This is a genomic window from Klebsiella sp. JB_Kp031 (genome assembly GCF_040064295.1).
Taxonomy (GTDB): domain Bacteria; phylum Pseudomonadota; class Gammaproteobacteria; order Enterobacterales; family Enterobacteriaceae; genus Klebsiella; species Klebsiella quasipneumoniae.
On sequence record NZ_JBEAJW010000040.1, the window covers coordinates 68,735 to 83,341 of the forward strand.

Annotated in this window: 11 protein-coding genes; 7 read left to right on the plus strand and 4 right to left on the minus strand. The window is 57.4% G+C overall.

Features of this window, described 5'->3' with window-relative positions; all coding sequences use genetic code 11:
- Positions 1 to 96: 96 nt before the first annotated feature.
- On the minus strand, positions 97 to 2,004 hold the full coding sequence (gene mtlA, locus ABLV64_RS20165; RefSeq protein ID WP_017900038.1) for a PTS mannitol transporter subunit IICBA: 1,908 nt from the start codon (positions 2,002 to 2,004) through the stop codon (positions 97 to 99).
- Between the two features lie 538 nt (positions 2,005 to 2,542).
- Here mtlA and ABLV64_RS20170 point away from each other — a divergent pair.
- The 5 genes from ABLV64_RS20170 to selB all read left to right on the plus strand — a co-directional run bounded on the left by ABLV64_RS20170 (position 2,543) and on the right by selB (position 8,084).
- On the plus strand, positions 2,543 to 2,911 hold the full coding sequence (locus ABLV64_RS20170; RefSeq protein WP_004205035.1) for a DUF3302 domain-containing protein: 369 nt from the start codon (positions 2,543 to 2,545) through the stop codon (positions 2,909 to 2,911).
- A gap of 3 nt (positions 2,912 to 2,914) precedes the next feature.
- Positions 2,915 to 4,051 (plus strand): HlyD family secretion protein, encoded by a 1,137-nt coding sequence (locus ABLV64_RS20175; protein ID WP_004205034.1) that lies wholly within the window; start codon positions 2,915 to 2,917, stop codon positions 4,049 to 4,051.
- 92 nt (positions 4,052 to 4,143) lie between these two features.
- A complete protein-coding gene (locus ABLV64_RS20180; protein WP_017900037.1) occupies positions 4,144 to 4,752 on the plus strand; it encodes a glutathione S-transferase in 609 nt (202 codons plus the stop codon).
- A gap of 105 nt (positions 4,753 to 4,857) precedes the next feature.
- Positions 4,858 to 6,246: an L-seryl-tRNA(Sec) selenium transferase gene (gene selA / locus ABLV64_RS20185; RefSeq protein WP_004205032.1), complete on the plus strand. Its 1,389-nt coding sequence runs from the start codon at positions 4,858 to 4,860 to the stop codon at positions 6,244 to 6,246.
- Positions 6,243 to 8,084, plus strand: coding sequence for a selenocysteine-specific translation elongation factor (gene selB, locus ABLV64_RS20190; protein WP_064150999.1), 1,842 nt, complete (start codon positions 6,243 to 6,245; stop codon positions 8,082 to 8,084). Before selA ends, selB begins: the two co-directional genes overlap by 4 nt.
- 74 nt (positions 8,085 to 8,158) lie before the next feature.
- Here the strand turns inward: selB and ABLV64_RS20195 are convergent, their stop codons facing one another.
- Together ABLV64_RS20195 and ABLV64_RS20200 are read right to left on the minus strand one after the other, a co-directional pair.
- Positions 8,159 to 10,108 carry a glycoside hydrolase family 127 protein gene (locus ABLV64_RS20195; protein WP_348843354.1) on the minus strand — a complete coding sequence of 650 codons (1,950 nt, stop codon included), beginning with the start codon at positions 10,106 to 10,108 and terminating at the stop codon, positions 8,159 to 8,161.
- 9 nt (positions 10,109 to 10,117) lie between these two features.
- A complete protein-coding gene (locus ABLV64_RS20200) occupies positions 10,118 to 11,518 on the minus strand; it encodes an MFS transporter (RefSeq protein ID WP_348843355.1) in 1,401 nt (466 codons plus the stop codon).
- Between the two features lie 251 nt (positions 11,519 to 11,769).
- Here ABLV64_RS20200 and ABLV64_RS20205 point away from each other — a divergent pair, with 251 nt between their 5' ends.
- Complete coding sequence (locus ABLV64_RS20205) at positions 11,770 to 12,585, plus strand: helix-turn-helix domain-containing protein (protein WP_004205028.1); 816 nt, start codon at positions 11,770 to 11,772, stop codon at positions 12,583 to 12,585.
- 110 nt (positions 12,586 to 12,695) lie between these two features.
- Positions 12,696 to 13,181, plus strand: coding sequence for a 4Fe-4S dicluster domain-containing protein (locus tag ABLV64_RS20210; RefSeq protein WP_004205027.1), 486 nt, complete (start codon positions 12,696 to 12,698; stop codon positions 13,179 to 13,181).
- 42 nt (positions 13,182 to 13,223) lie between these two features.
- On the opposite strand, the gene avtA is transcribed toward ABLV64_RS20210, so the two are convergent.
- A complete protein-coding gene (gene avtA, locus ABLV64_RS20215) occupies positions 13,224 to 14,480 on the minus strand; it encodes a valine--pyruvate transaminase (RefSeq protein WP_004205026.1) in 1,257 nt (418 codons plus the stop codon).
- Positions 14,481 to 14,607: the final 127 nt, after the last annotated feature.

Here is a 14,607-nt window from a genome sequence, read left to right on the forward strand (position 1 = left end):
AACCTTCAATTAATGTTTTTACCTGAGAGGGCTGGGGTGAGGCTTTTCCCCTCACCCAAACCCTCTCCAAAAAGGAGAGGGAATGGACCGGTCTGTTTATTTATTCAGCAGCGCCAGTACGTCGTCGACGCTGGTGGTGTTCGCCAGTCGCTCAATCACCGTTTCGTCATCCAGCGCGTTGGTCAGGCTGGTAATCACCTGAATGTGCTCGTTGTTGCGGGCGGCGATGCCGATCACCAGGCGGGCAACATCGTCTTCATCTTCCCCAAAGCGCACCCCTTCCGGGTACTGGCAGAAGACGACGCCGGTTTTCAGCACGCGGTCTTTCGCTTCGATGGTGCCGTGCGGCACCGCGATGGACTCGCCAAGATAGGTCGAGGTCAGTTTTTCGCGGTCCAGCATCGCCTGCACATATTCCGGCTCAACGTAGCCGCCTTTCACCAGTTGCTCGCCGGCGAAGCGGATGGCTTCTTCTTTTGTGGCCGCTTTGCGACCGAGGAAGATGTTATCCGCACCCAGCTTGAACAGGTTTTTGTCAGTATCATCAAAGCTGTCTTTCAGGCTATCAGTGACTTTGACTTCGTTGTCGATGTGGCGCTGGGCCGCCACCAGACGCTCGGTCAGGCTGGTGTAGAGACCGCTGTCGAGGAAGTTGGTCAGCGAAATATGCTGCGCCTGCGGTACCTGGCGCATGGCGCGCTCGGTCAGGTCGCGGTGGGTGATCACCAGGTCAACATCCGGCGGCAGATTATTGATCGCGCTGTTGGTGACCGAGATGTTGCTCAGGCCGGCATCCTGCACTTTCTTGCGTAGTACCCCGGCGCCCATGGCGCTGGAACCCATCCCGGCGTCGCAAGCGACGATGATTTTCCGCACATGGCTCAGGTCGTTGGTGACATTGCCTGCCGCCAGCGGGTTGGCGCCTTTTGATTGCGCCTTCATGTCATGCATACGACGGGTTGCCGCTTCGATATCGTCTTCTTCTTTGACTTTGCTGGTCTTCAGCAGAACCGCAGAGACCACGAAGGAGACCGCCATCGCGGCGATAATGGCTGCGATGTTCGCGAAGTAGGCTCCTTTCGGCGTCATCGCCAGCACCGCCAGGATAGAGCCCGGGGAAGCCGGAGAGACCAGACCGCCGTTGAGGATGGTCAGGGTGAAGACACCGGTCATCCCGCCGAGGATAACGGCCAGGATCAGACGCGGGTTCATCAGCACGTACGGGAAGTAGATTTCATGGATACCACCCAGGAAGTGGATGATAGCCGCCCCGCCTGCAGACTGTTTAGCGCTGCCGCGGCCAAAGAACATGTACGCCAGCAGAACGCCCATCCCCGGACCCGGGTTCGCTTCAATCAGGAAGAAGATGGATTTACCCAGCTCGTGGGACTGCTGAATACCCAGCGGCGAGAAGATACCGTGGTTGATGGCGTTGTTAAGGAACAGGATTTTCGCCGGTTCCACGAAGATAGACGCCAGCGGCAGCATGTCGTGCGCCACCATGAAGTTAACGCCAGCCGCCAGAATTTTCGACAGAACTTCTACCGCCGGGCCGATGCCGAGGAAGGCAAGAATAGCGAGGATCATCCCGATGATGCCGGCGGAGAAGTTATTCACCAGCATTTCAAAACCGGATTTGATCTTACCGTCGACCCAGTTATCGAACTTCTTAATGCAGTAGCCGCCCAGCGGGCCGGCAATCATGGAGCCGAGGAACATCGGCATATCCGCGCCGACGATAACGCCCATGGTGGTGATCGCCCCGACCACGCCGCCACGTTCGCCGCCGACTAATTTACCGCCGGTGTAACCGATCAGCAGCGGCAGCAGGTAGGTGATCATCGGACCGACCAGCTTCGCCAGCGTTTCGTTTGGCAACCACCCTGTCGGAATGAAAAGCGCGGTGATGATACCCCACGCGATAAACGCGCCGATATTCGGCATCACCATATTGCTGAGAAAACGACCAAAGCTTTGCACTTTGATCTTGATATCGGATGACATAAAACACCCCTTCTTCTGTTTTGCGTATCGCGCAGGCTAAAAGCCCGAGGTTTGTTGTTAATGTGGCGGCAGAGGTAGCCGGGCCCTGATTGATAGTGCGAAATCTGGCACTGAATCGTTTAGCTGTCCAGCCAACGCCTTTTTATGTGACATAGATCACATGAATATAGGGGGCGCGATGGGTTTTGTAGTGATTGCGATCACATAATTGCTGTGTAAAAAAACAACAGACCGTCGTTTTTGCCGCTAATCTGCGATTTTGTGTGATATTTGTCACAATTTTGTTTCGTGTTTTTGTTGTTTGTTTGTGATTTTGATCACAAAGAATTTCACAGTGGATTTTCGCCGCTGTGATCTCGGCCCGGTTTTGCGGCCAGGGCGAGGTGGCTGTGTAACTAAGCAACCATGTTGGTTAAATAACTTTTTTCCACCGGATGGCAAAAATGAAAGGGGTGAATTATGCTCAAATCAGCGGCCCGGATGTCAGTGGGGCGTGAATAAAATTTATATAAATTATTAGCGTAAAGCCGAGGGAATTATGTTTCTCAATTATTTTGCGCTGGGTGTTCTGATCTTCGTTTTTCTGGTCATTTTTTATGGGATTATCGTTATTCACGATATTCCTTATTTGATTGCCAAAAAACGCAACCACCCCCATTCCGATGCTATTCATGTCGCCGGATGGGTCAGTCTTTTTACTCTCCATGTCATCTGGCCGTTTTTATGGATATGGGCCACGCTGTACCAACCTGAGCGCGGCTGGGGCATGCAGCATAAGGCGAATACGGACCCCGACGAACCTGAAAAAGAAAGCGATATACAACAGCTTCGCCAACGACTGAGCGACCTTGAACATCAGGTGGCGGCCATCCAGCGGCCACAGTCCACCTCTGCGGCGGAGAAATAAACTATGGATCTGTTGATAATTTTGACCTACGTGGCTATCGCCTGGTCGATATTTAAAATTTTCAAAATACCGGTAAATAAATGGACAGTTCCCACCGCGGCGCTGGGGGGCGTATTTATTGTTAGCGCGCTTATTTTATTAATGAATTATAACCACCCTTACACCTTTCTGGCGCAAAAGGCGGTGATATCTATTCCTATCACGCCGCAGGTTACCGGAGTAGTTGACAGCGTCACCGACAAAGCGAATCAGCGCGTCAAAAAGGGCGAGGTGCTTTTTACTATTGACCCGGCGCGCTATCAGGCGCGGGTCGACCGTCTGCAGGCCGACCTGGTGACAGCGCTGCACAGTATTAACACCCTCAAGGCGCAGCTCTCTGAAGCCCAGGCCAACACCACCCGCGTATCGGCGGAACGCGATCGCTTATATAAAGACTATCAACGTTACCTGAAAGGGAGCCAGGCCCGGGTGAATCCGTTCTCAGAAAGCGACATCGATAACGCCCGGCAGAATTATCTGGCCCAGGACGCGCTGGTCAAGGCGTCGGTGGCGGAACAGGCGCAGATCCAGAGCCAGCTGGATAGCATGATCAACGGCGAGCAGTCGCAGGTGGTTAGCCTGCGCGCCCAGCTGGCGGAGGCGAAGTACAATCTCGACCAGACTACCGTGCGGGCGCCCAGCGATGGGTATATCACTCAAGTGTTGATCCGTCCGGGGACCTACGCTGCCTCGCTGCCGCTGCGGCCGGTGATGGTGTTTATCCCTGAGCAAAAAAGGCTGATCGTCGCCCAGTTCAGGCAAAATTCGCTGTTAAGGCTGGAGAAGGGCGACGACGCGGAAGCGGTGTTTAATGCCCTGCCCGGACAGGTATTCCACGGCAAACTGGTGAGCATTTTACCGGTGGTGCCGGGGGGAACCTATCAGGCGCAGGGGGCGTTGCAGTCGCTGACCGTGACGCCGGGCAGCGATGGCGTGCTGGCGACCATTGAGCTCGATCCGAATGCCGAAATCGATGCACTACCCGATGGCATCTATGCGCAGGTGGCGGTCTACTCCGACCATTTCGCCCACGTTTCGGTGATGCGTAAAGTGCTGCTGCGCATGACCAGTTGGATGCACTACCTCTATCTCGACCATTAATGCGATCGGCGGCAGTTTGAGCGGGATGCTCACCTGCCTTTTACCTCGCCCTGAGCCATACTCATATCTTTGTTGGCGATAAGGAGCAGGCTATGAAACTGATCGGCAGCTACACCAGTCCCTTTGTGCGCAAAATATCGGTGATCTTGCTGGAAAAGCGCATCCCTTTTGAATTTGTCAACGAATCCCCCTACAGCGAAAGCAACGGCGTGTCGCGCTATAACCCGCTGGGCAAAGTGCCGGCGCTGGTGACAGATGACGGCGAATGCTGGTTTGATTCTCCGGTTATCGCGCAGTATCTCGAGCTGCTGGGCGTGGCGCCGCCGATGATCCCCGCCGATCCCAGAGCCGCTCTCAGGATGCGCCAGCTTGAGGCGCTGGCAGATGGGGTGATGGAGGCCGCCCAGGCGCTGGTGCGCGAAAAAGCTCGCCCTGCGGCCCAACAGTCAGAGCAAGAGCTGCTCCGCCAGCGGGAGAAAGTGGCGCGCGGCCTCGACAGGCTGGAAGCCTGCGCGGCGGACGGAACGCTACGCGGCGACGAGGTCAATCTGGCGACCATCTCTACGGCCTGCGCCATTGCCTACCTGAACTTTCGCCGGGTGGCGCCGGGCTGGTGCGCCACCCGGCCGCAGTTGGTGAAGTTGGTGGATGCGCTGTTCCAGCGCGCCAGCTTTGCGCGCACCGAACCGCCGCGGACTTGACCCAGGCAGGTAACAGTTTGCGCAAGGAGGCGTTACAATCGCCGCTGATTGTTGACTCCCTCTCCCGTCGGGAGGGGGGAAAATAACTTACCGCCAGGCCCATTCATGACTACCGAAATTCGTGCGCTTTATACCCGGCTTCCGGCCATTGACCGCTTACTCCGCGACCCCGCTTTTTCCTCCCTGCTGGCGCAGCACGGCCATTCGCAGGTGGTGACGCAGCTGCGCCAGATGCTGGATGAGGCGCGGGAACAGATCCGCCAGTGTCAGACACTGCCTGACTGGAGCCATGACTGGCTGAGTGCCTGCGCGCAGCGGCTGACCGCCAGCCGGCAGAGCGCCCTGCGTCCGGTGTTTAATCTCACCGGTACGGTGCTGCACACCAATCTCGGGCGCGCCATCCAGGCTGAGGCGGCGGTGGAGGCGGTCGTCAGCGCGATGCGCGCGCCGGTGACGCTCGAATATGATCTCGACGACGCCGGGCGCGGCCATCGCGATCGCGCTATTGCCGATCTGCTGTGCCAGATCACCGGCGCGGAAGATGCCTGTATCGTGAACAACAACGCGGCGGCCGTGCTGCTGATGCTGGCGGCCACCGCCAGCGGCAGGGAGGTGGTGGTCTCCCGCGGCGAGCTGGTGGAGATCGGCGGGGCGTTCCGCATTCCCGACGTGATGCGTCAGGCAGGTTGTCAGCTGCACGAAGTGGGCACCACCAACCGCACCCACGCCAAAGACTATCGCCAGGCGGTGAATGACAATACCGCCCTGCTGATGAAGGTCCACACCAGCAACTACAGCATTGAAGGCTTTACCAAAGCCGTCGACGAAGCGGAGCTGGCGGTCATCGGCCGCGAGCTGGACGTCCCGGTAGTGGCCGACCTGGGCAGCGGGTCGCTGGTGGATCTCAGTCAGTATGGCCTGCCGAAGGAGCCGATGCCGCAAGAGATGATCGCCGCCGGGGTGAGCCTGGTCAGTTTCTCTGGCGACAAGCTGCTCGGCGGCCCGCAGGCCGGAATTATCGTCGGCAAACGCGCGCTGATTGCCCGCCTGCAGAGCCATCCGCTGAAGCGGGCCCTGCGCGCGGATAAAATGACTCTCGCGGCGCTGGAAGCCACGCTGCGCCTCTATCAGCATCCGGAAGCGCTGCGGGAAACCTTACCGACGCTGCGCCTGCTCACCCGCCCGGCGGACGAGATCCGCCGGCAGGCTGAACGCCTGCAGCCTGCCCTGGCGGCACACTATGCTGATTTTGCCGTCAACGTGGCAGCCTGCCAGTCGCAGATTGGCAGCGGCTCGTTACCCGTCGACCGTCTGCCTGGCGCGGCGTTGACCTTTACCCCCCATGACGGCCGCGGCAGCCGGCTGGAGGCTTTGGCGGCCCGCTGGCGCAGGCTGCCATGCCCGGTGATTGGCCGCATTTATGACGGCCGGCTCTGGCTGGATCTGCGCTGTCTGGAAGATGAAACCCGGTTTATGGAGATGTTGTTACGATGATTATTGCCACCGCTGGACATGTTGACCACGGCAAAACGACGCTGCTGCAGGCGATAACCGGCGTGAATGCCGATCGTCTGCCGGAAGAGAAAGCGCGGGGAATGACGATCGATCTCGGCTATGCCTACTGGCCGCAGCCGGACGGGCGGGTGCTGGGGTTTATTGACGTGCCCGGGCACGAAAAGTTTTTGTCCAACATGCTGGCGGGGGTGGGTGGGATCGACCATGCGCTGCTGGTGGTGGCCTGCGATGACGGGGTGATGGCGCAAACCCGCGAACACCTGGCGATCCTGCAGCTGACCGGAAAGCCGACGCTGACCGTGGCGCTCACCAAGACGGACCGCGTGACGGCCGCCCGGGTGGCGGAGGTTCAGGCGGAGGTCGAGCAGGCCCTGCGCGAACTTGGCTTTGACGCCGCCGCTTTCTTCCCCACCGCGGCGGTGGAAAACCTCGGTATTGCCGAACTGCGCAGCCATCTGCTGCAGCTTGCGGAGCGCCCCCATCCGCAGCAGCGGCGTTTTCGCCTGGCGCTGGATCGCGCTTTCACCGTCAAAGGGGCGGGGCTGGTGGTCACCGGGACGGCGCTCTCCGGCGAAGTACGGGTCGGGGATACCCTGTGGCTTACCGGCGTCAACACGCCGATGCGCGTCCGCGGTCTGCATGCCCAGAATCAAGCGGTTGAGCAGGCGCAAGCCGGGCAGCGTATTGCGCTGAACATTGTCGGCGATGCGCAGAAAGAGGCATTGCACCGCGGCGACTGGCTGCTCTCTTCCCCGCCGCCGGAGCCTGCAGAGCGGGTGATTGTCGAACTGCAGTGCCATACGCCGCTCAGCCAGTGGCAGCCGCTGCATATTCACCACGCTGCCAGCCACATCACCGGCCGGGTGTCGCTCCTTGAGGGCGACCTGGCGGAGCTGGTGCTGGATACCCCGCTGTGGCTGGCGGATAACGACCGGCTGGTACTACGCGATATCTCTGCTCGCTTGACGTTGGCCGGCGCACGAGTGGTGACGCTGGATCCCCCGCGCCGCGGCAAGCGTAAACCGGAGTATTTGCAGTGGTTGCACGCCCTGGCGGCGGTTGGCGCTGACGATGCGCAGGCCCTGGAGCTGCATCTGCAGCGGGACGCCGTCCGGCTTGAGCGCTTCGCCTGGGCTCGGCAGCTGAGTGAAACCGGAATGGCGGCCTTGATCCAGCGGCCTGACTATCTGCAGGCCGGACAGCGCTTGCTTAGCGCGCCGCTTGCCGCCCGCTGGCAGCGAAAATTGTTGGATGCCCTGGCGCGCTACCATGAACAGCATCGCGACGAGCCCGGCCCTGGCCGGGAGCGTCTGCGCCGCATCGCGCTGCCGATGGAAGATGAAGCGCTGGTGCTGCTGCTGATTGAGCAGATGCGCGAGAGCGGCTTAGTCCGCAGCCATCACGGCTGGCTGCATCTGCCCGAGCATAAAGCCGGGTTTACCGACGAGCAGCAGGCGGTCTGGCAGAAGGTGGAGACCCTGTTCGGCGATGATCCCTGGTGGGTGCGCGATCTCGCGCGCGAAGTCCATGTGGAAGAGTCCCTGATGCGCGCGGTGCTGCGCCAGGCGGCGCAGCAGGGGATAATTACCGCGATCGTCAAGGATCGTTACTACCGCAACGATCGCATTGTGCAGTTCGCCCAGCGGGTGCGCGAGCTGGATCAACTGCGCGGGTCAACCTGCGCGGCGGATTTTCGCGATACCTTAAACGTAGGGCGGAAGCTGGCGATCCAGATCCTGGAGTATTTCGATCGGATTGGCTTCACCCGCCGTCGCGGCAACGATCATATCCTGCGCGATAAGGCGTTGTTTCTGTAATCATTAACGCCTGCTCCCCGGCGGACAGCGAACGCTGTGTTGCCGGGGAAGAGGAGGTCGCACTGTGCCGGGCCTTATTCGGCTTCCCGTACCCAGATACGCATTTCGCCTTCTCCGCGGTTTGCCCAGCTAAACCAGGGAATAAAGGTCAGCGTCTGTGAATGGGGGGTGGCCAGCGGGTGATCGTAGCTCCAGAGATTCTGCGCGTCGGCGTTTTCTGCATGTTTTCTGTAGCCTGGAGCCTGAATCAACATGTTGCGAGCAAACAGCCCCTTTCCTTCAAACACCGTGAACCTGGCATCGCGTGGCAGCAGCAGGTTATGCAGCGCTTCGCCGTTATCAGCTTGTTCGAGACAATAGACCAGTGGACCGCGCTGCAGCGCGACCTGGCCTGCCTGGTGACGAACAAGCGGATTGCCATATACCCGGCGAACCGGCATCGGCAAGGTAAGCATCAGGGTGTCACCTTCCTGCCAGAGATGATGGATATGCAGATAGCCCTGGCGAATATCCTGCGTGACCGGCGCGCCGTTCAGGGTGATGTGCGGACCCTCGCACCAGTCAGGTAGACGCAGCGCCAGCGTATGGTTCACTGTTGACGGTGATTCGATGACAATTTTGACCTGTTCCCGCCAGGGATAGTCACCGCTGATACGCAGGCGTAACGTCTTTTCCCCAACCGGGATCTCGACCTGATTGCCGACATAGAGATTGATATACAACGCCTCCTCGCGTGGCGTGTAGATATAATGCCCCAGTGAGGTCAGAAGACGAGCGATATTCGGTGGGCAGCAGGCACAGCCGAACCAACGCTGACGAACAGGCTTAACATGGTCATAAATATGATTGAATTTTAAAGACTTAGGCTGCACTTCCAAGGGGTTGACGTAAAAGAAATGTTTACCGTCCAGCGCCATACCGCCCAGAACGGTATTGTACAGCGCGCGCTCCATTACATCAGCATATTGGCTGTCGGCTTCCAGTTCCAGCATGCGGCGCGCGAACATCATCAGCCCGATAGAGGCGCAGCTTTCCGCATAAACGGTATCATTCGGCAGGTCGTAATCGCTGCTGAAGGCTTCCCCGCTGCTCTGTGAGCCAATGCCGCCCGTAATATACAGCTGACGCTGGACCATGTTTTTCCATAACCGCAGGCAATCCTGGCGTTTGCCTTCGTTCTTGCTCAGGCGCGCAAGGTGCGCTACGCCGGCCATTAAATAAACAAAGCGAACCGCGTGACCCACAGCGGTGGTCTGTTCGGCAAGCGGCAAATGCGCCTGGCTGTAGGGTTTATCCATCACCATCCACGCCGGCCCATAGGTATTCCAGAAGGAAGTTTTGCCGCGTTTTTCATACTCGATGTCATAGAAATGCGGCTGTGTCCCACGCTGTTCAACGAAGTAATTAGCCAGCGCCATATAGCGTGGTTCCTGAGTCACATCGTACAAACGCATTAACGCTAGCTCTATTTCAGGGTGTCCCGGGTAGCCGTGCAGCTGATTGTCGTCGGGACCAAACATGCTGTCGATATGATCGGCGAGGCGACATGCCACCTCCAGCAGGCGGCGTTTACTGGTCGCCTGGAAGAATGCCACCCCAGCTTCAATCAGGTGACCGGCACAGTACAATTCATGGCATTCGGCGAGATTGGTCCAGCGTTCCCCGGGCGCTTTCACCGTAAAATAGGTGTTCAGATAACCATCTTCACATTGCGCGGCGGCAATCAGCTCAATCACCTCGTCGGCGGTTTTTTCCAGTTCCGCATCTGGCTTCTGACACAATGACCAGGCGACGGCCTCCAGCCATTTCGCCACATCGCTATCCTGGAACACCATTCCGTAGAATTCCCCTGCCTGCTGACCTGCGGCGATACGGAAGTTTTCTATCGCATGGCTGGGTTCAGCCTCGGCGATCCGGTCATTGAGGGCATCCCACTGATAGGGAATGACGACATCACGCACCAGTTGCTGATACTGACCCAGAAACGGATCGTTAACTTTCAGTTTGTGCAGATCGACTTCCATGATTTCTCCTTAAGACTGAATGTGACGTGCGCGCAGATCGGTTGCAATGCGCGACATCATGGGATTGTTGAGCTTACAGGCGCGGATAGCGAAGGCCAGCAACAGATGGAACAGCGCGGGCAGCAGGGTTTCCATCGCCGTGATCCCCGATAGTGAGGATGGAGTCTGGTTGCTGGCGCCGGGTTGATAAGCAACGTAGATAAATACCAGGCTGATAATGCCCGCACTGGAGGCCCATGCCAGCTTGATAAAGAACAGGTTGAAAGCAAAGTTCATCCCTGACGAACGGACACCCGTCTTCCATTCGCCATAATCATCAGAGAAGGCCATCAACGAAAAATGCAGCGGTAGGGTAAAGCCCAGGATGATGCCATTGCCGAGAATGACCGCCAGCCATAGCGTTTGCCAGGACGGACCGGTTGGCAGGAACCACATCCCCACCGCCAGTAAGGCCAATACCAGATTGGTGTAGTAATAGAGCTTGACGGTATCAACGTGGCGCGACAGCCAATTGACGATCGCGGCGCCCAGAATCGAGGAAAAGGTGACCATGGTGAAAAACAGCGATGTATAGCCAGTAGAGCCGCCCAGTACATAGGTAATGAAGTACATGTAGCCGCCACCGCGAATGTTAAACACGTTGATCAACAGGAATGACATCGCCAGCATGAGTAACAACTGATCGTTTTTACGCAGACCGGCGATATGTTCGCGCAGGGTGAATTTGCCGAGCATCTCCAGGGAAACACGCTCACGTACCCAGAAAAAGCAGCACAAAAACATCACCGCCGCGATGGCGCACAGTACGCCGACACCATACTGATAACCCTGGGCGGTATTCCCCTGACCGAGCGCTTTAACCAACCACGGCAGGCCCACGGAGACCAGGAATCCTGCCACGCCGCATAGGACAAAGCGCCATGCCTGGCAGGAGATCACCTCGCTATGGCGAGTGGTCATCGTATTAATGAGCGCGCAGTAAGGGACGTTAATCGCGGTATAGCTGACTGAAAGCAGCAGGTAAGTGCCGAAGGCCCAGGCGATTTTTACCCCCATGCCGGCATCCGGCACGGTAAAGGTCAGCACGCCGATCGCTGCAATAGGAACCGCAATCCATAGCTGCCAGGGGCGAAAACGTCCCCATCGGCTTTGGGTCCGATCGGCGAGGACGCCCATGATCGGATCGGAAATAGCATCAAACACGCGCAGCGCAAGGAACAGAGTACCGACCAGCGCCGGGGTGAGCCCAAAGACGTCAGTATAGAAAAAAGTGAGAAAGTTCATGATCAGGCAGGTGATGACCGTTCCACCGGCGTCGCCCAGACCATAGCCTATTTTTTCACGGAGAGATAATTTGTCGTCCTGCATGTGCTTCGTGAGGTCGCTTGTCGTAATCGGAGCCGTAGTCATAAATAACTCCCGAAGAGAATGTTCAGAATTATTCCGCTGTCTGGCCGGCGGACATTTTTTGTCTTTTGCAAATACATTAATTATTTTGCACCGAATAAACGAGGCAACAAGGGAAGGGAAAAGTATAAAAAGAGAACGATTCCGACTTTGTCATAAAAATGTGATTCCGATCCGGAAAGGCGTTAATTTATGATTAATAATCAGTTGGAAAGAGATGTTTTATCGTTTCGTTAGCGGAAAATTAAATATATATGCTTGAATTATCCATGTCTCTTCCGATTCGCGTACAAAATGGCGGCTTATTTATTTCCCGTGGCGTCGGCAGCCATCCGGCGCGTAAACTGCAATCCTGGGAAATTATTTTTGTCGAAAAGGGAACGTTAACGATTTGCGAAGAGGATGAAATATTTAACGTTAATGCAGGGGAAAGTTTATTGCTGTGGCCAGAACGTTCTCATGTTGGGGTGGGGGAATTTCCCGCCGACCTGAAATTTTATTGGCTGCATTTTGAAGTACTGACGGAGAGTGTCCGGTCTCTGCCGCCAGCGCTGCTTAACGTTCCGCAACATACCCGCGTCAGCGATCCACAATACATTATTTCGCTGTTTCGCCAGTTTCTTCGTGAACAGGAGAACATTCACCGCAGCCTGGCGCTGGAGCTCCTGTTATTGCTGATACTGCAGCAGATTGCTGCGGCGGCAAGCGAAAAACCGGACGACAGTCCCGGCGCTGCGCTGGCCTGGAAAGCGCAGCAGATCATCCATACCCGTTACCACTTGCCTGTTTCAGCCTCGACGCTGGCGAAAGAGCTGCACTGTAATGCTGACTATTTAGGACGCGTGTATCGTCACGTTTTCCGCGTGACGTTGACCGAAGCGATCCATCGTCAGCGGGTCAGAGCGGCGGAAAAGCTGTTGATCAGCGATTCACTGTCGTTGACCGAAGTCGCGGGTCAGTGTGGCTTTAATGACGTCGGTTATTTTCGCAAGATCTTTCGTAAGCACACCAGCCTCACGCCTGCCGCCTGGAAGCGCCGCTACTGTAAGGAGCACATTAATTCAGCGTAATGAAAAATCAGTTGTGCTAGTGACTAAAAACAGCGCTGATTCCATTCAGGATCAAAGCGCGGGCAGGGACTATTCTGGCACCCTGCGGTTTTATCCCCAGGGAGCAGAGGATGAACCGGTTTCTTATTGCTAATGCCCAACAGTGTATTGGCTGTCGTACCTGTGAAGTGGCCTGCGCGGTGGCGCACCAGCAGGCGCAGGATGTGTCCATGCTGTCGACAAGCCATTTCGCGCCGCGGATCCGGGTGGTGAAAAGCGGCGAGATATCAACGGCGACGGCCTGTCGGCAGTGCGAGGATGCGCCCTGCGCCAGCGTCTGCCCGCAGGGGGCGATTCGTCTGGAGGAGGACGTCTGGTGGGTCGATCAGCGCCGCTGCATCGGCTGTAAAAGCTGCATGGTGGCCTGCCCGTACGGCGCGATGACCGTCACGGTGGTGAACCAGCAGGCGCAGGCGCTGAAATGCGATTTATGCCACCACCGCGCCGAGGGGCCGGCCTGCGTAGCCGCCTGCCCGACGCAGGCGCTGCGGGTGATGGCTCCCGCGGAGCTGGAGGCGCTATGCGCGCAAAAACGCCAGCGGCTTGCGCTGGCGTGAGCGGGTCCGCCGACGGACGTTACCCGTCAGCAGCGTCAGGAATTACGCTTCCTGTTCGCGCCAGGCGAATTCAACCTCTTCGGCGAGAATTTTCACCCCGGCCTCGATTTTTTGCGGGTCCGGCACATAGTTCATGCGCATGCACTGGTGGGTATGCGGCCACGGTTTATCGAGTCCCGGGAAGAAGTAATCCCCCGGCACCATCAGCACGCCGCGCTTTTTCAGCCGCTGATACAGCAGCTCGGTGGAGATCGGCAGATCCTTAAACCACAGCCAGAGGAAGATCGCCCCCTCCGGTTTGTGAATAAGGCAGCGCTCCTCCGGCAGATAGCGGCGAATAATGGCGATGGTCTCCTGCACCCGCTGGTAATAGAAGGGTTTGATCACTGTCTCTGACAGGCGCAGCAGATCCTGACGTTTAATCATTTCACACATCATTGCCGGCCCGATACCGCCGGGCGCGAGGCTGATAATGCCGTTCATGTTGCTGATGGCGGTAATGATTTTCTCGTTGGCGATGATAATCCCGCAGCGGCTGCCCGGCAGGCCGAGCTTGGACAGGCTCATACACAGCACGATGTTCGGATTCCACAGCGGTCGGGCGTTGCTGAAGATTATGCCCGGGAACGGCACGCCGTAGGCGTTATCAATCACCAGCGGGACCCCGTGCTGATTCGCCAGCGCATCCAGTTTGATCAGCTCTTCATCAGTGATGACGTTGCCGGTCGGGTTGGTGGGACGCGAGACGCAGATCATCCCGGTCTCCTCCGTCACCTGCAGATGCTCAAAATCAACGTGGTACTTGAACTGGCCTTCCGGCAGCAGTTCGATATTCGGCCGGGTGGCAACGAACAGATCCTCTTCCAGGCCGGCATCGGCATAGCCGATATATTCCGGCGTCAGCGGGAACAGCACCTTGCGGGTGGTGCCATCTGCCCGACGCCCTGCGAACAGATTAAATAAGTAGAAAAATGCGCTCTGACTGCCGTTTGTTAGCGCAATATTCTGTGGTTCTATCTCCCAGCCCAGTTCGTCGCGCAGCATCTTCGCCAGCAGGCTCAGCAGCTCGCTCTTGCCCTGCGGACCATCATAATTACAAAGCGCATCAAGGGCTTTGCCATTATCCAGCATGTCGGAGAGCAACTGCTGGAAGTAGTCATTCATCTCCGGGATCTGAGCGGGGTTGCCGCCGCCCAGCATAATAGCGCCCGGCGTGCGCAGACCGTCATTAAGGTCTTCCATCAGGCGGGTAATGCCTGAATGACGGGTGAATTTGTCGCCGAAAAGGGAAAATGTCATCGCGAATCGTCTGTCGGTGGTTCTGGAAAGTGGCTAACCATAACGCCAGCGCCAGCGTGGTGCAAATCGAAGGGAAGAGGGGTATTTTTGTTTTTATCCTGTGAATCGATATTTTATCAGCGTATTG